The organism is Bhargavaea sp. GQ12 (genome assembly GCF_059758705.1).
On the sequence record NZ_JCAXEU010000009.1, the window covers coordinates 111,359 to 129,163 of the forward strand.

Annotated in this window: 21 protein-coding genes and 1 riboswitch; of the genes, 16 read left to right on the forward strand and 5 right to left on the reverse strand. The window is 57.3% G+C overall.

Annotated elements, in window-relative coordinates:
- Positions 1-94: 94 nt before the first annotated feature.
- The 3 genes from abc-f to AC6CHQ_RS10165 all read left to right on the forward strand — a co-directional run bounded on the left by abc-f (position 95) and on the right by AC6CHQ_RS10165 (position 2,840).
- Positions 95-1,768, forward strand: coding sequence for a ribosomal protection-like ABC-F family protein (abc-f, locus tag AC6CHQ_RS10155; RefSeq protein WP_498081492.1), 1,674 nt, complete (start codon positions 95-97; stop codon positions 1,766-1,768).
- Between the two features lie 81 nt (positions 1,769-1,849).
- A complete protein-coding gene (locus AC6CHQ_RS10160; RefSeq protein ID WP_498081493.1) occupies positions 1,850-2,368 on the forward strand; it encodes a peroxiredoxin in 519 nt (172 codons plus the stop codon).
- A gap of 37 nt (positions 2,369-2,405) precedes the next feature.
- Positions 2,406-2,840, forward strand: coding sequence for a TlpA family protein disulfide reductase (locus AC6CHQ_RS10165; protein ID WP_498081494.1), 435 nt, complete (start codon positions 2,406-2,408; stop codon positions 2,838-2,840).
- An 80-nt stretch (positions 2,841-2,920) separates the two neighbouring features.
- Here the strand turns inward: AC6CHQ_RS10165 and AC6CHQ_RS10170 are convergent, their stop codons facing one another.
- Complete coding sequence (locus AC6CHQ_RS10170; protein ID WP_498081495.1) at positions 2,921-3,604, reverse strand: phospholipid phosphatase; 684 nt, start codon at positions 3,602-3,604, stop codon at positions 2,921-2,923.
- A gap of 105 nt (positions 3,605-3,709) precedes the next feature.
- Positions 3,710-4,264 carry a hypothetical protein gene (locus tag AC6CHQ_RS10175; protein WP_498081496.1) on the reverse strand — a complete coding sequence of 185 codons (555 nt, stop codon included), beginning with the start codon at positions 4,262-4,264 and terminating at the stop codon, positions 3,710-3,712.
- Between the two features lie 101 nt (positions 4,265-4,365).
- On the opposite strand from AC6CHQ_RS10175, the gene AC6CHQ_RS10180 reads away from it, so the two are divergent.
- The 9 genes from AC6CHQ_RS10180 (at position 4,366) to AC6CHQ_RS10220 (ending at position 11,967) form a co-directional block, all read left to right on the forward strand.
- Positions 4,366-4,950, forward strand: a complete 585-nt coding sequence (locus AC6CHQ_RS10180; protein ID WP_498081497.1) for a TetR/AcrR family transcriptional regulator — start codon at positions 4,366-4,368, stop codon at positions 4,948-4,950.
- A 56-nt stretch (positions 4,951-5,006) separates the two neighbouring features.
- Positions 5,007-5,114, forward strand: a riboswitch (TPP riboswitch).
- A gap of 94 nt (positions 5,115-5,208) precedes the next feature.
- Complete coding sequence (gene tenA / locus AC6CHQ_RS10185) at positions 5,209-5,892, forward strand: thiaminase II (protein WP_092053239.1); 684 nt, start codon at positions 5,209-5,211, stop codon at positions 5,890-5,892.
- The gene (gene thiM, locus AC6CHQ_RS10190) at positions 5,889-6,683 is read left to right on the forward strand and encodes a hydroxyethylthiazole kinase (RefSeq protein WP_498081498.1); all 795 of its coding nucleotides are present in this window, start codon (positions 5,889-5,891) and stop codon (positions 6,681-6,683) included. Before tenA ends, thiM begins: the two co-directional genes overlap by 4 nt.
- Entirely contained in the window at positions 6,680-7,513 is an 834-nt protein-coding gene (gene thiD, locus AC6CHQ_RS10195; RefSeq protein ID WP_498081499.1) for a bifunctional hydroxymethylpyrimidine kinase/phosphomethylpyrimidine kinase, read from the forward strand. Before thiM ends, thiD begins: the two co-directional genes overlap by 4 nt.
- A gap of 22 nt (positions 7,514-7,535) precedes the next feature.
- On the forward strand, positions 7,536-8,168 hold the full coding sequence (gene thiE, locus AC6CHQ_RS10200; RefSeq protein WP_498081511.1) for a thiamine phosphate synthase: 633 nt from the start codon (positions 7,536-7,538) through the stop codon (positions 8,166-8,168).
- Positions 8,165-8,668: an energy coupling factor transporter S component ThiW gene (gene thiW, locus AC6CHQ_RS10205; RefSeq protein ID WP_498081500.1), complete on the forward strand. Its 504-nt coding sequence runs from the start codon at positions 8,165-8,167 to the stop codon at positions 8,666-8,668. Before thiE ends, thiW begins: the two co-directional genes overlap by 4 nt.
- Before the next feature lie 223 nt (positions 8,669-8,891).
- On the forward strand, positions 8,892-9,521 hold the full coding sequence (locus AC6CHQ_RS10210; protein ID WP_498081501.1) for a TetR/AcrR family transcriptional regulator: 630 nt from the start codon (positions 8,892-8,894) through the stop codon (positions 9,519-9,521).
- Positions 9,518-10,408, forward strand: coding sequence for an ABC transporter ATP-binding protein (locus AC6CHQ_RS10215; RefSeq protein WP_498081502.1), 891 nt, complete (start codon positions 9,518-9,520; stop codon positions 10,406-10,408). Before AC6CHQ_RS10210 ends, AC6CHQ_RS10215 begins: the two co-directional genes overlap by 4 nt.
- Entirely contained in the window at positions 10,405-11,967 is a 1,563-nt protein-coding gene (locus AC6CHQ_RS10220) for an ABC transporter permease (RefSeq protein ID WP_498081503.1), read from the forward strand. The genes AC6CHQ_RS10215 and AC6CHQ_RS10220 overlap by 4 nt, the downstream gene beginning before the upstream one ends.
- A 146-nt stretch (positions 11,968-12,113) precedes the next feature.
- Here AC6CHQ_RS10220 and AC6CHQ_RS10225 read toward each other — a convergent pair whose 3' ends face one another.
- Together AC6CHQ_RS10225 and AC6CHQ_RS10230 are read right to left on the reverse strand one after the other, a co-directional pair.
- Entirely contained in the window at positions 12,114-12,305 is a 192-nt protein-coding gene (locus AC6CHQ_RS10225; RefSeq protein WP_498081504.1) for a histidine kinase, read from the reverse strand.
- 47 nt (positions 12,306-12,352) lie between these two features.
- Positions 12,353-12,664: a hypothetical protein gene (locus tag AC6CHQ_RS10230; RefSeq protein WP_498081505.1), complete on the reverse strand. Its 312-nt coding sequence runs from the start codon at positions 12,662-12,664 to the stop codon at positions 12,353-12,355.
- Between the two features lie 143 nt (positions 12,665-12,807).
- On the opposite strand from AC6CHQ_RS10230, the gene AC6CHQ_RS10235 reads away from it, so the two are divergent.
- The gene (locus AC6CHQ_RS10235; RefSeq protein ID WP_498081506.1) at positions 12,808-13,215 is read left to right on the forward strand and encodes a thiol-disulfide oxidoreductase DCC family protein; all 408 of its coding nucleotides are present in this window, start codon (positions 12,808-12,810) and stop codon (positions 13,213-13,215) included.
- A gap of 339 nt (positions 13,216-13,554) precedes the next feature.
- On the opposite strand, the gene AC6CHQ_RS10240 is transcribed toward AC6CHQ_RS10235, so the two are convergent.
- Positions 13,555-14,748, reverse strand: coding sequence for a DUF3238 domain-containing protein (locus tag AC6CHQ_RS10240; protein WP_498081507.1), 1,194 nt, complete (start codon positions 14,746-14,748; stop codon positions 13,555-13,557).
- A 134-nt stretch (positions 14,749-14,882) separates the two neighbouring features.
- Here AC6CHQ_RS10240 and AC6CHQ_RS10245 point away from each other — a divergent pair, with 134 nt between their 5' ends.
- The 3 genes from AC6CHQ_RS10245 (at position 14,883) to AC6CHQ_RS10255 (ending at position 17,800) form a co-directional block, all read left to right on the forward strand.
- Positions 14,883-15,185: a hypothetical protein gene (locus AC6CHQ_RS10245; RefSeq protein ID WP_498081508.1), complete on the forward strand. Its 303-nt coding sequence runs from the start codon at positions 14,883-14,885 to the stop codon at positions 15,183-15,185.
- A 91-nt stretch (positions 15,186-15,276) separates the two neighbouring features.
- Positions 15,277-15,822 carry a hypothetical protein gene (locus AC6CHQ_RS10250; protein WP_498081509.1) on the forward strand — a complete coding sequence of 182 codons (546 nt, stop codon included), beginning with the start codon at positions 15,277-15,279 and terminating at the stop codon, positions 15,820-15,822.
- Between the two features lie 277 nt (positions 15,823-16,099).
- Positions 16,100-17,800 carry a hypothetical protein gene (locus tag AC6CHQ_RS10255; protein ID WP_498081510.1) on the forward strand — a complete coding sequence of 567 codons (1,701 nt, stop codon included), beginning with the start codon at positions 16,100-16,102 and terminating at the stop codon, positions 17,798-17,800.
- Positions 17,801-17,805: the final 5 nt, after the last annotated feature.

The following is a 17,805-nucleotide window of genomic DNA, read 5'->3' on the forward strand; positions in this document are numbered from 1 at the left end:
GTTTGGCGACGTGTAAATGAGCATTTTTCGGATCCCTCCGGCCACTATGGCCGGGGGGTTTTTCATGCCCTCCGGGAAACAGGGAGGAATCTGTATGTTGCTTGGTAGATTGGAGGAACTTTCCGTTATATACGGTGATGTCACAATTTTTGAGAAGGTGTCTGCCGATATCCCGGAAGGGGAGGTCATCGCGCTTGTCGGGCCGAACGGAGCGGGCAAGTCAACACTGATGGACAGGATTGCGGGCAGTCGGGAGCCGTCTTCAGGGATTGTCCGGTGGATCGTAAATCGGCCGTCCGTCACTTATTTCAGGCAGGAAGAGGCGTCACCAGACCTCAATATGGCTTCTGGAGAAGTGCTGGCCGAACGGAAAAAATGGCGCTTACCAGAAGAGGTTGCATACAATACCGCGAGTGGGGGTGAGCGGATGAAGCTGCGGCTGTCTGCCGCCCTCGCGGAACAAAGCCCGCTTGTGCTGCTTGATGAGCCAACCAACCATCTCGACCGGGAAGCGCTGGAGCGGCTGATCGGACAGATCAGGGAAAGCCGGTCGACGTTCATCATCGTGTCCCACGACCGGCATTTCATCGACCAAGTCGCGGATCGCGTATGGGAGCTGGATCACGGCACCCTCACCGAATACGAGGGCAACTACACCGATTACCGGAACAAGAAGGAAGCGGCAAGGGTTGCACAGCAGAAGCATTACGAACATCAGCAGAAAAAAATCACACGTGTCCATGAACAAATTGCGCAGCTGTCGGACTGGTCGGACAAGGCGCACCGGGAGTCCACGAAAAAAGGCGGCTACAAGGAATACTACCGGGTCAAGGCCAAGAAAAAGGACATCCAGATCCGCTCCAAGCGCAAACGCCTTGAAGCCGAGCTGGAAAAGGATGGTGTAGAGAAGCCTGAAGAGGAGGGGTCCGTGAAATTCGACGTGAAAGGCGGACGCCGCAAGGGGACGCGAGTATTCGAACTCCGGGACGTCTCAAAGTCTTTTGGCACCCGTACGCTTTTCCGGAATGTCCGGTTCACTGTCCTTTCCGGAGAGCGCCTCGCCCTTCTCGGACCAAACGGCTCAGGCAAGACGACGCTGTTCCGCATGCTGCTCGGCGAAGAACCGCATGAAGGGGAGATCTGGCGGACGAAAGGGATGACAGTCGGCGTCCTCAGCCAGTCGGTGCTGGACCTGCCGCTATCGAAGACGATGGAGGCCTACTTTTCCGCCGCCACATTCGAACAGCAGGGAAAGCTCCGCACCGATCTCGCGAATCTCGGATTCACCGCGGAGCACTGGACACTCCCTCTATCCGGCCTGAGCATGGGCGAGCGGCTTAAGATGAAGCTGATGAGATTCATCCTCGAAGATACCGACGTACTGCTGCTCGATGAGCCGACCAACCATCTCGACCTGCCATCCAGGGAGGCGCTTGAGCGGACGCTCGGGACATTTCGCGGGACGCTCCTGTTCGCATCACACGACCGGTATTTCACGGAAAAGCTTGCTGACGGCATTCTTATATTCGGGGAAGAGACCGTGACGAAACAGCAGACGAAGCCTGCCGAGTGGGAAGAAAAACGGGGAGAAACCGAAAGAGGCAGCGACGGGAAAGCGCGTGAAGAGGAGCGCTTGCGTCTCGAGACCGAACGCCAGGCCGTACTTGGCAAACTCAGCATGCTATCGCCGGATGACGCGGAATATAAAGACCTGGACCGCCGGTTCCTTGAGCTGACCCGTGATATCAGGGGACTTGGGAAACACTGACCCCATTGATAAGCAGCCGTGATTCTGCTATTCTTTCCTTAATTTAATTTGAATTTTCTTTAAATTAAGGGGGCAGTGAAAATGAATGAAAGAATGATCGGCAATCCGGCACCCCGCTTTGAAATGAAGGCCGTCCTGCCGAACCGGGAATTCGGCATGGTCAGCCTGGAGGAAAACATGAGGAAGGGCAGATGGACGGTCCTGATCTTTTATCCGTTGGACTTTGCGCTTTCAAGCCCGGCCGAACTCACGGCGTTTTCTGACCGTCATGTCGAGTTCGCGGAACTGAATGCCTCAATGATCGGTGTCTCAACGGATACCATCCATACCCATCTTGCCTGGGTAGGGCTAACCCGCAGCAACAACGGTCCCGGCGGCCTGAGCTTCCCGCTCGCCTCGGACCGGAAGCTTTCTGTTTCCCGGGAGTACGGCATGCTCATCGAGGAAGAGGGTATCACGCTCCGCGGCCTCTTTATCATCAGCCCGGATGGCCGGCTCCGCTACCAGGCGGCTTTCCGGGAAGATATCGGCCGCGATGTCGATGAAACGCTCCGTACGCTTCAGGGCCTTCAGGCGGGCGGCCGCCTCGCCGCGAACTGACCGCGGGATGTAGATCTTTCATACAGGAGGAGATCGGATGAAACTGCGCACACCGATGCCAGAACTCGGCGGCGCAACCGAATGGTTGAACGGTGTGAGAACAAAGGCGGACCTTGTCGGCGAACGGCCGACACTCATCCATTTCTGGTCCGTCAGCTGCGGACTCTGCAAGGACATGATGCCCCATATCAGCGCGATCCGAGACAAATACGGAGATCGGCTGAATGTCGTCGCTGTCCATATGCCCCGCTCCGGAGATGATGCAGATATGGAGAAGATCAAAGAGGCCGCCGCTGCCCACGGCATCACCCAGCCGGTCTTTGTTGACGGGGCGAAGGAACTGACCGGGGCATTCGGCAACCGGTACGTGCCTGCCTATTACGTGTTCGATAAAACAGGCCGCCTCCGCCACTACCAGGCGGGCGAAGGGGGCATGCTGATGCTGGAAAAGCGCATCAGCCGACTGCTGTGATACGTATAAACAGAGAAACCCGGCCTTTCCCGCAAGTGGGGATTGGCCGGGTTTTGGGCATGCCGTCATCTTATTGGACTTTATTCGAGGACATGGGATCCGGATGCTTCACTGCCGGTTTCTTTGTGCTCCAGCTTCACCTTCGTCACCGCAAGAGAGGCAATCAGAATAAGCTCAAACAGGTTCGTTGCAGCTTCGCTCGGGATATCCGGATTAAACATGCTTCCGATGGTCATGGCGATTGTGCCGGCGAGCATCCACCATGAACCGGCCTTCCATGCAAGGAATAGCCCGGCGACCAAAAGCGCCGCGAGAACGATCAGGATCATGGCAGGCGGCCCCGAAGCTTCTTCGGCAGCTGAATAGCTCAGCACGCCATAACTTTCGTCCTTCTCCAGCTTCAGACCGCTGAGCACGGTGATGAATTCAACGACGACTGCTGCGATGGCGGCTGCCCAGAACAGCAGCGCCGCCCATCCCTTCTGTGCCCATCCGATCCCCGCCTGCCGCATCGCGCCGAGCGAGAACAGGATGAGTGTCGGTGTCACAAGGGCATGCAGCCAGAAGCGGGCAAGACTGAGACCTTCCAAAAGTGCGCCTTCGCCGATCAGGCTTCCGATTGCCAGAATGCCATTGTCATAGACGAGCGCCAGCGCGACTGCCGCCAGGACACTCATCAGGGTCCAGAAACGCTGTTTCTTCAGCACCCAGACCAGCAGCCCCAGATAAGCCAGGGCAAACGCCCCGAAAATATACGGATCCATTTCATCACTCCCGTGTCCGGTTTCCCGGACAGTTTCTTCCACTCTTCCCTAAAGTAGGACGCATGGAAACTTATTTATTGTTACATAACAGAAATGGACAGCACCTCAGTGGGCGCTGTCCGCTTTTCCTTTCTTGGGCCAGATGAAATTGGAGAGGGCGATGGCAAGGTCGATGGCGACAACAATCGACCAGACTTTCAGGATCTGGGAAAGGGCTTCGGTCTGACCGGGATTTCCCGCAAGGTATATCAGAAGATAGAGATACCCGCCGCCAAGCATCCAGGCCAGCACATGAAGAAGTGATCCTGACAGTTCATACCTGGCATGCTCGTAACCGTACCGCTTTGCAGGCTTCGGCCCCTTTTTCATGATGTGGTAACGGAAGCGCTCATCCGCCCACCGGATCATCCGTTTGCCGTAGGTAAGTGAGACGCCGAGGTAGATGGCGGCGATGCCATGGGCGGCCGTGGCAGTCGCTTTATTGGCGAGGATGTCATAGGTTGTCGCGATCAGCAACGTCAGGTCCAGCAACGGCGTCATGGCGAGCAGCAGCAGCCCGAGACGTTTTCTTCCGAGCAGGTAGCGTGTGACAAGGCCGGCAGCGATAAACACCCAGAATCCGATTTCCACGGCAATGATCAGGTAGGCGATGAGGCTCATGTTTGCACTCCTTTTTAATACATCTGTGTTATTTAGATTTTAGCACGTTGTATTTATTTAACACAAGTGTTTTATTTAAAAATCGATGATATACTAGTGGTATGCCAAAAATCGTGAATCATGAGGAGCGGCGCGAGCAGATTGCGGAGGCCATGTGGCGGGTCATCCTGGAAAAGGGCATGGAAGGAGCGACGGTTCGCAACATTGCCGGGGAAGCGGGGCTGTCGACAGGTGCCCTGCGGCATTACTTTAAAGACCAGGATGAACTGCTGGTGTACGCGATGCGCCTTGTCAATGAACGGGTTGAAAAACGGGCACTGGGCATTCTGCAGGAAGATCTTCCGCCCCGGGAAAAGGTGATCCGGGTTTTCCTCGAGATCGTGCCGATGGATGCGGAACGGCGTGCGGAGACGGATGTATGGTTTACTTTCCAGGCGCATGTCCGGCACCGGCGGGACCTGGAAGGAATTCCGGAAGTCGGTGTCTATGAAGCGGTCAGCAAGATGCTTTCTTTTCTCGAATATGAAGGCGTGCTGAAAAACGGCCTGGACCTTACGCTTGAGACAGAGCGCCTTTATTCCATCATCGACGGACTTGCACTCCACGCCTTCCTGGAGCCTGAGCGGCTTAAAACAGATCTGGTAGAAGCGCTCATCAGGGACTCGGTCGGCCGGATCTGCAGGTAAGGCCCCTCTTGCAAAATATTCTGCCCATGATATAGTGATGGTGAAAACCGAACATGAACTGCCACTGGGGGAGCCTTTCGAAAGGCTGAGACGCGCATGGGCTGCGCGGACCCTTGGAACCTGATCCGGATCATACCGGCGTAGGGAAGTGGGGCCGCGCAGCTTTTGCTTTATCCGAATGCTGATTCAGGCCGCCTTCCGCGTTGATCCGGAAGGCGGCTTTTTCATGTTCTCCAATTAGGAAAGGGGACGGAGAAGATGGGATTTTGTGAACGGGTACGGCGGGAGTGCGATGGGATCTGGGAGGCAAGTTTCCGACATCCTTTCGTAGAGGCGCTTGCGGACGGAACGCTCGATGAGGACGTCTTCCGATTTTATGTGTTGCAGGACGCGTATTACCTGTCGCATTTCGCAAAAGTCCAGGCGCTCGGCGCGGTGAAGGCGAAAGACCTGCTGACGACACAAAGCTTTGCCAAGCATGCGGAAGCGACATGCTCAGCGGAACTGGCACTTCATGAGGAATTCTTCACGATGCTCGGTGTGACGCCGGAAGAGCATGCGGCATTCCGGCCGGCGCCGACTGCTTATGCGTACACGTCACATATGTACAGGGCGGCCGTCGAGGGTGATCTTGCAGATGTGCTTGCGGCACTGCTTCCGTGCTATTGGCTGTATTGGGAGATCGGCGAGCGGCTGAAGGGCGCTGAGCCGGGTCACCCGATCTATGATAAGTGGATCGCAACCTATGGCTCCGAATGGTTCGGCGAACTCGTGAACGAGCAGATCGACAGGATGAACCGGCTGGCGGAGGAACTGCCCGAGGAGCGCATCCTGGAACTTGGGGAGAGGTTCCGCAAAAGCAGCATCTATGAGCTGAACTTCTGGGAAATGGCATGGACACGAGAACAGTGGGAAACCCCGGAAATGGAGGGGGTCCGATGAGCAAACTGTTGTCGGAACTCCGTGAAAGGCGGCCGCTTGTCCACTGCATGACGAACATCGTCGTTGCGAACTTCCAGGCAAACGGGCTGCTTGCACTCGGTGCTTCCCCCGTCATGGCGGACGCGCCGGAAGAAGCCGGAGAAATGGCAGCAGCCGCGTCGTGCACGGTGCTGAACATCGGTACGCTCCACCGGGAGTCGCTGGAGGCGATGGAAATGGCGGGCAAGGCGGCGAACGGGGCAGGGAATCCCGTCGTGCTGGATCCGGTCGGTGCCGGCGCGACGCAATTCCGCCGGGACGCCGTCAGCCGGCTGCTCGGGGCGGTGGATGTCACGCTGATCCGGTGCAACGCAGGTGAACTTGCCGCGATTGCGGGCGTGGACTGGCAGGCTTCGGGGGTGGATGCCGGTGATGGTGACATGGACACGGAGACAGTTGCCGCGGAGGTGGCACGGCAGTACGGATGCGTTGTGGCGGTGACTGGGGAAACGGACGCGCTGACGGACGGTCAGCGGATCGTGCGCATCAGCGGTGGACATCCGGTCATGAGCCGGATCACCGGCGCCGGCTGTTTGCTGAGCGCGGTGTGCGGAGCGTTTCTCTCAGTGGGCAAAGATGACCCGTTCCGCGCCGTGGCCGCGGCACTCGCCTTCTACAAGGCGGCAGGAGAGCGGGCGGCGGCAACTTCATCTCTTCTGGGAAGCTTCCTTTCTGCGTTTATCGACCGGCTGGCGTTACTGGGAGAGGAAGACTTCGCGGTTCCGGAGCCGGCCGAGGAGGTGCGGGCATGACAAGTGTGGCACTGACAATCGCAGGATCGGATTCGGGCGGCGGCGCGGGCATCCAGGCGGACCTGAAGACCTTCCAGGAGCTGGGCGTGTTCGGCACGTCCGCGCTCACTGCCGTCACCGCTCAGAACACGCTCGGTGTGCACGGCGTCTGGCCGCTCGGCCCGGAGGCGGTCCGCGCACAGATGGATGCGGTGTTTGCGGATTTTGATGTGGCCGCCGTTAAAACCGGCATGCTGTTTTCCGGGGATATTATTGCTGAAGTCGCGGCGGGTCTTGCCGGTGCGGGCCACCCGGTGCTTGTCGTGGACCCCGTCATGATTGCGAAGGGCGGCGCGCATCTGCTGCGGGAAGAGGCCGTGGAGGCGATGCGGGAAAAGATTCTGCCGCTGTCCACGGTCATCACTCCGAACATCCCTGAAGCGGAGGTGCTTGCCGGGATGATGATCCGGAGCTTGGAAGACATGGAGGAAGCCGGGCGCCGGCTGATTGCGTTGGGCACCCAATCCGTTGTCGTCAAGGGCGGCCATCTTGAGGGAGAAGAGCGGGCTTGTGACCTGTTTATGGATGGTCGCGGGGAGCGGATCTGGCTATCGGCGGAGCGGATCCGGACAAAAGACACCCACGGCACCGGCTGCACGTTTTCTGCGGCACTTACGGCATTTCTTGCGGCCGGGGAACCGCTTGAAAAAGCGGTCGTTGGAGCCAAGCGGTTTATCCACGCGGCGATTTCCGACGGCCTCGGCCTGGGAGCGGGTCACGGGCCGACCAATCACTGGGCATACCACCGGGCGGGAAGCGCCCTGAAAGGAGAGGTGCTCATTGATTCGTGAGAAGCTAGGCGTTTATTTCATTATGGGAAGCCCAAATACCGGCGCGCGCAATCCGTTGGAGGTGCTGGAGACGGCGCTGAGGGGCGGCATCACCTGCTTCCAGCTGAGGGAAAAGGGCCCCGGTGCGATTGAGGGACGTGAACTGCGTGCATTCGGCGAAGCCTGCCGGGACTTGTGCCGGGCATACGGCGTGCCGTTTATCGTGAACGATGATGTGCGCCTTGCGTTGGAGCTCGGGGCAGACGGTGTCCATATCGGACAGGATGACGGTGACGCCGGAGAAGTGCGCAGGCTAATCGGTGACCGGATCCTCGGCGTCTCGGTGCATAACCTGGATGAAGTCCGGGAAGCCGCTGCTGCAGGTGCGGACTATGTCGGCATCGGCCCGGTTTACCAGACGACATCCAAGCCGGATGCCCGCCCGGTCTGCGGCACGTTGCCGCTCCGGGAAGCGGCTGAGGCATTCCCGGAGCTCCCGTCAGTCGGCATCGGCGGCATCACTGCGGCTAATGCCGGCCCTGTCATCGCGTCCGGCGCATCCGGCGTCTCCGTCATCACGGCGATTTCCCTGGCGGATGATCCGGAGCGGTCGGCACGGGAGATCCGGATGGCGATTGAGGAAACGATTAGGCGGAGAAGGCGTGCGGTCACATGAAATGGAATACAAAGACACTCGTCCTCATGACCATGTTCACCGCGATTGCAGTAGCGGGCTCGGTATTTGTCTCTTTCCCGGCGGGCGTGGCGCGGGCCTACCCTGTCCAGCACGCAGTCAACGTCATCGCAGCCGTCTCGCTCGGGCCTGGTCCTGCAGTCATGATTGCATTTTTGACAGCACTGATCCGGATCCTCACCGGGACCGGTTCACTGCTCGCCTTTCCCGGCGGCATGATCGGCGCGCTCCTGGCAGGCTGGCTTTACGTGAAGACGGGCAGGACATGGACGGCATCGGCAGGCGAGATGTTCGGAACCGGCATCATCGCCTCGCTTCTTGCGGCGCCCTATGCCAATCTCCTGATGGGCGCATCGGCAGGTGCTTTGTTCTTCCTGCCGGCATTTCTCGTCTCGAGCATCAGCGGCGCGCTGATCGGCCTGGCCATCGCAATCCGTCTGGAGTCGGCGGGCCGGCTACCCGCAATCGGGGAGCGTTCATAAATCCCGGATGATCGTTCATAGAATCATATGAGCCCTCGAGGCTGGGGGTATGGTTATCATTAGGCCTCACTCACCTTCTGTGAGCGCTAATAGAAGCCGGATGAAATGCGGAGGCAGGTGGCCTCCGCATTGTTTTTGCTCTCGTTTGACCACCCTGGTCAACTTGTCATATACTGGCGTTGACCAGGGTGGTCAATACCATCCGCAGAACGGGGTGTAAACGATGAAAGAATCATTCAGGCGCTTGGAAAGCGACCGTCAGCAAGAGATTCTGAAGGCAGCCATGAGGGAGTTCGCGGAAAACGGATTCGGCAAAGCATCAACAAACCGGATCGTAAAGAATGCGGGCATGAGCAAGGGGATGCTGTATTACTATTTCGAGAACAAGGAAGACCTGTTCCGGGACTGCATCGGCTTTGCGCTGAATCATATGGAACAAAGCCTGGAGGAGTGGATTGGCACGGAGCAGGAGGGATTCATCGAGCGGATGGCCCGCATCGCGGAGTCTAAGCGCATCTATTTCCGGCAGCATCCTGAGATCTCCGCATTTGCCGCGGTGATCTTTCTGTCGCCCGAAGTGCCTTCTTTCTTCAAGGAACGGCTGGAAACACTCATGGAGGAAGGGACACGGAAGATGTTTGACGGCCTCGATCTGTCACGGTTCCGCGGCGACTTGCCTCCGGAAACACTCATGCGGCTCGTCCAGTGGACATTTGACGGCTATGCGCGGGAGGCGGAGGAGCGGATGAAAACGGAAGGCGTGGACTTCAATGACCTGGACCGTTACTGGGATGAATTCGATGTGTATCTGGAAGCGATGAAGACGATCTATTACAAGGGGGACCGGTCATGAGCGTGCTGGAGCTAAAGGGGATTACGAAGCGTTTCGGAAAGTTCACCGCAGTGGATGATGTTTCTTTTGAAATCCGGGAAGGGGAAGTGTTTGGGTTCATCGGGCCGAATGGCGCAGGTAAGTCGACCACGATCCGGGCCATTATCGGAGCCATCAGCCCGACATCGGGGGAAGTGCGGATCCACGGAAAGCCGGTGGCCGCGCAGCCGGACTACCGGAAGCATATCGCCTACGTGCCGGGCGATGTCCAGCTATGGCCGAATCTGACCGGCGGCGAAGTGATCCGCTTTTTCATGAAGTTGAGCGGAAATGAAAACAAAGAAAAGATGGATGCCATGATCCGGGAGTTCCGGCTGGATCCGAAAAAGAAATGCAAGACGTATTCAAAGGGGAACCGGCAGAAAGTCGCGCTGATCTCCGCGTTCCTGTCGGAGGCGGACCTGCTGATCTTTGATGAGCCGACAACCGGGCTCGACCCGCTCATGGAGCGGACGTTCCACCATCATGTGCTTGCGGCAAAATCTGAGGGCAAAAGCATCCTCCTCAGCAGCCACATCCTCTCTGAGGTCGAAAAGCTGGCCGACCGGATGGCCATCATCCGTGAAGGCAGAATCATCGAAACCGGCCGGTTCAGTGAACTCAAGCACATCACTCGCGTGCACTACAGGGTCCGGACGCCGGATGATCTGTCGGAAGTTGGACGCATGGAGGGGGTGCATGAGTTTGTGCAGGAAGGCTCTGAGGCAGAATTCATGGCCGATGCGGACAAGGTAAAAGAGGTGCTGGCTGTGCTGAAGCACTTTGAGCTGGATAACCTCGAGACGCTGCCACCGAAGCTCGAAGACATTTTTATGCGCTACTACGATTCCGGGAGCGGTACGTCATGAGGGACTACTTCCGCCTTTCCATAAAAGACACGAGGTTCAGGATTTTTTGGTGGATCTTCGGCATTGCTTCTCTCACGCTCATGATGCCTCCGGCTTTCCATGAGCTCTACCCGACTCAGGCGGACCGTGATGTGCTGAAGGCGACAATGGAAAATCCGGCTGTCATCGCCATGACCGGCCCGATCCAGGAGGGCGACTACACACTCGGCGTCATGTTCTCCCATGAGATGGCGGTGTTTATGGCGATCGTCGTCGGCCTGTTCAACATCATGATCGTGAATTCCCTGAGCCGCAGGAAAGAGGACGATGGACTGCTTGAGGTAGTGCTGTCCAAAAACATCACGCGGAACAGAGTATTCGCAGCGCAGGTTTTGGTCGGTATCCTTATGAACGCGATTCTCGCGCTCGTACTGTTTGCGGGCCTCCAGTCGTTCGGCTACGAATCGATGGAGACCACGGGCAACTTCCTGTACGCCGCGCAGACATTCGGCTTCGGGCTGTTTTTCTATGGCCTGACCCTTCTCGTGGCACAGCTGCTGCCGTCCGCGGACTGGACGTTCGGCATCGTGCTGGCCGTACTGCTGATTGGCTATGCATACCGGGCGGCAACCGATGTGGCAGCTCCGGATCTTTCCGTCGTCTCGCCTTACAACTGGATCAGCAGGCTTTCCTTGTACAGTGAAAATGAGGCGATCTGGCTTGTTCCGTTTGTCTTGGGTCCGGTCTTTCTGCTTGCGGCATGGCTGCTGTTCAGAAACCGTGACCTCGGGGGTTCCGTCATCCGGCTGCAAGTGAACCGCCGAAGCCGGAACATCGGGAGCCATCTGCGCCTGGCATTCACGCTGAGCCGGACGCTGATCATCAGCTGGTTTGCCGGAATGCTCCTGATCGGCGCAAGTTATGGCTCAATCCTCGGTGACCTGGAATCGTTCATCGGCGACAACGAGATGCTCCGCCAGATGGCCGGTGAAGGTGACGGCACTCTTGCCGTCCAGTTTATCGGGACGCTTATGGTGATCGTCACCCTCATCGGGCTCGTTCCGCCGCTCATGGTGATGGGGAAACTGTTGAAAGAAGAGCGGCGTTCGCATCTTGAGTATCTCGGCACACTTAACATTAACCGCATGAAGCTAATGGGAGATTATATCACCCTTGCCCTCGCTGCCGGCTTCCTCTCCCTGTTCCTCGCAAACACCGGCATGTACGCGGCGAGCCTTGGTGTGGAGGACATCAGCCTCACATTCGTTGATTACATGGTGAGCTCCCTGAACTACTTCCCTGCGGTATTGCTGTTCACCGGGCTGTCCGCCTTTCTGATCGGCCTTCATCACCGGCTTCATGTGCTTGTGTGGCTGTATCTGCTCTACAACTTTTTCGTCAGCTATCTTGGGCAGCTGCTGGGCCTGGATGACAGTTACCGGATCCTGACGCCTTTCCATTATCTCAACGAAACACCAAGTGAAGCGGTTGATTGGGGAGCCTGTCTGGCTGTCGGAGGCGTTGGTTTGCTGCTGATGGCACTCGGGCTGATTTTGTTCAGGAAAAGAGATCTTGCATAAGAACACGGCATTTCCCGGGAAACATTTCATAGTTGAAAAGCGGAGGCACCCGGCCGCCGCTTTTGGCTCCGATGAGCGGACTGCCGGAGTTTGTCGAACGGGTGCTTGCCGGAAAATAAAAAGCCCCGCACAAGGCGGGGCGGACATCATTCTCCCGGATCCTTCGGTTCCTCGGGAAACAGGAACCAGGAGAGGACGCCGCTCAGCAGGGCTGCGCCGATCATGATGTACACGCGGTGTGTCCCGGGGACGTCCTGGAATTCTTTATTCAGATACCACCAGGCCAGACCGGCGACGATGAGCATGATGGGAATGGCGAATGTTAGTGCACGTTTCAATCGGAGTCATCCTTTGTGTGTTGTTGACCCGATTTTACCACAACGTATCAGTATCGGCCGCGCCGGAAGGGTCCGGGACCACCGAAGCCAGGTCCGCCGAAGCCTGGACCTCCAAAGCCGGGACCGCAGGAATCCGCGTAGATGTTGCGTCCTGGAACCGTTGTTTCAGACTCGGTGAAGTAGTGGCGCGGTACGTTCACGACGTTCTGCCGGTTGACGTTCACGATCGGGTGGACGAACGGTACCTCACGCTGGGTGAAGGTGTCGTGGAAGCGGTATGTCGGCGGGCAGACAATCGGCCGGCATGTTTGGCAGCCGCAGCCATGTCCATGGTGATGATGTTGCATGTGTCGCCTCATGGTAAGCACCTCCTCTCTTTTCTTATTACATGCGTGACATTTGCGGGCAAATGGACGCGCGTCACGTCCCGGTCCGGTTTTGCCGAGTGCCGGAAGGGGAATAGCCGGAGGAGAAAAGAAATAGCCGGAAGGAGGCACCTGACATGAAGAAAGAACGCGTTGTGCTGTTCGACGGAACCTGCAACTTCTGTGACAAAAGCGTCCAGTTCATCATTAAGCGGGATCCCATCGGACACTTTAAATATGCTTCTCTGCAAAGTGACGTCGGCCAGGAATTGAGGGAGAAGCACAAAATCCCTGAAGAGGTCGACTCGATGGTGCTGATCGAAGGGGACAAGGCATACACGAAGTCAACCGCAGCGCTCCATATCGCGAAGAAGCTCGATGGACTGTGGCACCTGGCCTTTCTGTTTATCGTTGTGCCGAAGCCGATCCGCGACCGCGCCTACGACTACATCGCGGAAAACCGCTTTAAGTGGTTCGGCAAGAAAACAGAAGAAGAAGCCTGCAGATTGCCGCCCAAGAACATCAGGGAACGTTTTCTGGCGTGAGGACCGCGGACTCCCGCGGTTTTTTGTTGCTTAGAAATGATAAATCGTCACTCTGTGGATAATGGCTATTCACGTGGCGTCCACGTCCAGCTCCAGCGCCCAGCAACTGGCAAACTTCACCCTTCTCCATTGCGATAAGTCAACATCGGCTCGTTCCTCACCGTGTTTCCTTTATCACATTGCGAAGGGTTCCAGTTTGTACATTGCTAAGCGGGCGCTTGCGCTTTTGTTCTTTCCGGGAAATTGTCGATTTCCGCGCTTATTTCCCGGGAAATATGTCGGGATTTGCAATTATTTCCCGAAATGAAGAAGGCCGCCTCGCCGGCGGCCTATTTGTCGTTATTCAAAGTTGGAGGCGACCCAGTGCTGGTAGGCGATCACTTCCGACATATGCGCGAGTCCCTTCGACGCCGCCCGGTGGATGGGAACCCATCCGTCGCCTTTGTCCAGGTAGACTTCGTGGTGTGGTGCCTGGTCGTGGTAGCCCGTCACGTGAAAAGTGCCGTGGCGGCGCAGTATGGCGTGAACTTCGTAATCAATCATCGGTGCAGGGGTGAGCGGATTGCCGACAGAGTGCTTGAGTTCGAATCCGAATTCCCTGCCGTCGTGCTCGAGCGGCTCGATCGTGAAGTCGTCGATCGAAGCGGTTCCTTCCTCACGTTTCCGGCCGGACAGTCCGTAGGCGACGGTCTTGCCGGCTTCTTTCCGGAAGACGAGCGGGTAACCCGGATCTTTGTAGGACAGCGTTACGTCACCGCGCGTACGGAAGGACTCGCCCTCCGGATCAAAGTAGCGGCCGTCACCTTTGAACGTCCGGTTCGGGGACAGCACATTCGGGTTGTTGATGAACTTTTCTTCGAGGAAGGTAGTGTATCGCAAGCGCCAGCTTTCGACCGGATCGGGCTCGCGCCATTCCTCGGCGGGCAGGAGGAGCTTTGAAGGCTGCCCGATCACCTTTGTGATCCAGAACTCCTCCGTGACATCTTCTTCCGTACTCGAGTCCGGATTGAATTTCCCTGCGATCCGCCCTAGGATCGACTTGCCTGCGCTCATCGGCTCTTCCGCCTTCCGGGCGGGGCGTGTCGTGCGGATCATGTAGAATGTCCGCTCATCCGGAACATCGCGGTCAATGTAAGAACAGTCTTTGGTTTCCGTGACAAGGTCGCCGTTTTTAAATACGGAATAGGTCTCGGCTTCAGGTATCCTCTCCCAGGAAAGGGCCACCTGTGATTTGGCGACAATTGTAGTAAAGACAAGGTAGCGGAGCGGGTTATGGGCGTCTTTTTTCTGATTCAGGCCGGACGTCTGCATCATGATGACGTCCTCGGTCCGGTTGTTGCGGATCCGCTCGATCGAGTAATGATACATTTTGCCGTCCTTCACGTAATCGTCGGTGAAATCGCACACCGGGCCTTCCTGGCGAAGTTCGCCTTCCTTATAAACCCGGTATTCATCGCCAGTATCATCCCACTCAAAAGTGATGACACCGGGACGGTGCGTCACCGAGCGGATTTCAAATTTCTCCGGTTCCAATCAGCTCACTCCTTTTCATGCGGTCTGCTGTTCCGAGTATCGGGAGTCTCTCTTTCGTGTATACCCGCAAAAGCGGCCGGGTACCGCATGGAGTTTTAAAGCGGATCGGGTACTATGGAGATGGAGGTGATCGATTGATCATGAAGGACCGGGCGAGGCCTGGAATCGGGAAGGTATGCGACTCCGGCATGAGAAGGCTGCGGCCTGGGCATCCGGTCGCCGGCATGCTGGAGGAACGCCGGAAACAGGCCGAAGCCGGATTCGGCGGGGAGGAGCGGGTTGACGCGGTGTTATTGGAGTACCGCCACTGCGATCCGATCCGGATTTTCGCGGATCTCGGGCTTATCTGCGGCTCCAGGTTCCAACTGGACGCTCTTTGCTTAGCCGGTCGTGGGCATGCCTTCTTGAAGTCAAAAATATCTCCGGCCGCTCCGTGATCAGGGACACCTCCCACAACTGGTCCGGATCAACAAGGACGGCCGCGAAGAAGCACTCGGCAGTCCGTTTGCGCAGCTGGACAGCCACCTGATGCTGTTCCGGGACTGGCTGCATGAGCGAAAAACCCCCATTCCTGTATACGGCGCAGTCGTCTTCGCCTACCCGAGCCAGATGGTCGAGGCGGCTGACGCTCCACACCCCATTCTCTTCCCGAACAATATTCCGGTTTTCTTGCGCAATCTCCCCGCACAGCCCGTGCTGGATGAACATGAATTGGACAATCTTGCCCGCCAAGTACTTGCTGCACATCAACCTTATATACAGCGGTCTCTTTGCACAATGTATCCTCAAGTGACCCGGGCGGACATCCGGACCGGCGTCATCTGTCCCGACTGCGGAGGCTTCGGCATGAGGTGGCGCGACCGCGCGTGGCACTGCGGCTGCGAGTGTGTCTCCCGCTCGGCGCATATTGAAGCACTCCGTGACTGGTTCCTCATTTTCGGCGGTGGCTTAACCAACGAGGAGTGCCGGAGGTTTCTTGGAGTGGACGACCGGCATGCGGCACGAAGAATGATGAAAAGTGCTGGTCTGATTGAAAGAGGAAAAGGCCGTTGGAAAACATATCATCAATATTGAAGTGTAGAGCACTCTTGGTGGGTGCTCTTTTTGGTAAGCGCGCATAGAAGTGCCGGCAGCGCGCATAGAAGCCGAACAACCGCGCATAGAACACCTGTGAGCGCGCATAGAACTCCGATAACCGCGCATAGGATTCTATGCGCGGTTATCTTAGTCTCTCTTTGCGTTCTGCCGTCCCACAAATCATGGACAGGCCAGCGCTCCAGAAAAAATTGAAACCATCGGCCCCTTTTCACCGTAGAAAGACTATACACTCCAAAAAGAGAGGGTTTTCCTCATGCTGAATTTATTGTTGTTTTCCGTGATCTCCGGTCTGGTGCTGGCGCTGCTTGCCGTGCCGTTCCGGGCCACCAAGAATGTGAAAAAGGACGGACACAAGACGGAGGAGCCGGTGAACACGGTGCCGCTCCTGATCGGTTCCGCCGTCACGTTCGCGATCATCACGTTTGCCGTCTACTACTTCATGAACCTTGACCGCAACTGGACGTCGCTGTGGCCGGCGGTTGTCATCGCGGCTGTAATTGGTGCCGCATCTGCCGCAAGGGGGATGGAACGCAAGGCGCGCACGATCCTGTCCCTGGCCGCGCTCCTGTTCGCGGCTTACATCCTCGCTGCTCCGCTTTTTAATGCGGATGACAAGTACAAGGCGGTCGAGATGGATGAGCAGGTCGAGATCACAGCGTTCGACGAAACGAAGACGCCTGCGAGCGTGCCGCCAAAGTTCGCACGCAACAAGATGAAGAAGGCGTTCGGCCAGGTGCCGAACACCAGCTACTATGAACTCGGCGAGCTGCAGATCCAGAAAGTCGAAGGCGAGTTCGTGTACATCGCGCCGGTCGAGTTTGCCGGATTCTTCAAGTGGATCAACGGCGATACGACGCCGGGATACTTCACGATGAGCGCGACCGACTCGGCCGACAATCCGAAGTTCGTGAAGTCCGAGATGGCATACACGCCGTCGTCCTACTTCCACAAAAACGTCGAACGCCATATGCGCATGGCTGAGCCGGGCCTCATCTTCTACGGCGATGCCCAGCTGGAAATCGACGACGAAGGCAAGCCGCACTACATCCGCTCGTACGGGAAGTTCATCTCCGCTAGGAACGGCTTCGACGTGAAGGGCATCGTCTCTGTCGACCCGGCGACCGGGAAGACACAGCGCTACGCCATCGGGGACGTGCCGGAGTTTATCGACGGCGCCGTATCGCCCGAGGCCGTCAGCCTGGCAAACAGCTACTTCGGGAAATATGTCCATGGGTTCTGGAACTCGCTGTTCGGCAAAAAAGACGTGAAGCTGCCGTCTGATGAAGGCACGGAGGCGAACGTCAGCCCGGTGTTCGATGAAACCGGACAGATGTATTACTTCACCGATTTCACAAGCCCGAAAGAGGAAGTCGACTCGATGCTCGGCTACGCGCTGACCGATGCGCGAACGGGAGAGGCGACTTATTACACGGGCAACCTCGAGGAATCGTACATGGATTCCCAGGGTGCGCTCCAGATCATCGAGAAAAAGTTCATCGAGAAGAAATGGTCCGGCGAGATGCCGGTGCTCTACAACTTCTATGGCGAGGCCAGCTGGCTCACACCGGTGCTTGACCAGAACGGCTTCCTGCAGAACTACTTTATCGTCTCGGCGGCGAATCCGGAGATTTCCGCTTTTGCTGGGACGCCGAACGAAGCCCTAAAGCTGTACAAGACGGCGCTACAGCGAGGCGGTTCAACCGTCGACGGATCGTCGGAGGCGGAAGAGGCGCAAGCGACGATCACCGTCCAGCGTGTCTACAAGGAGCGGGCGGGCGACTTCACGCTCGTATCGGTCCTGGCTGAAGACGGGCGGAGCTTCCTCGCTTCCACGGAAACGGTGCCGCTCGCGGTCTATATCCAGGAAGGCGACAGCCTCGATGTCACTTACCTTGAAACAGGGGAGCTGTTCCTGCCGGTGAAAGAAATGACAAACACGACTATCGGACAATAAGCAAA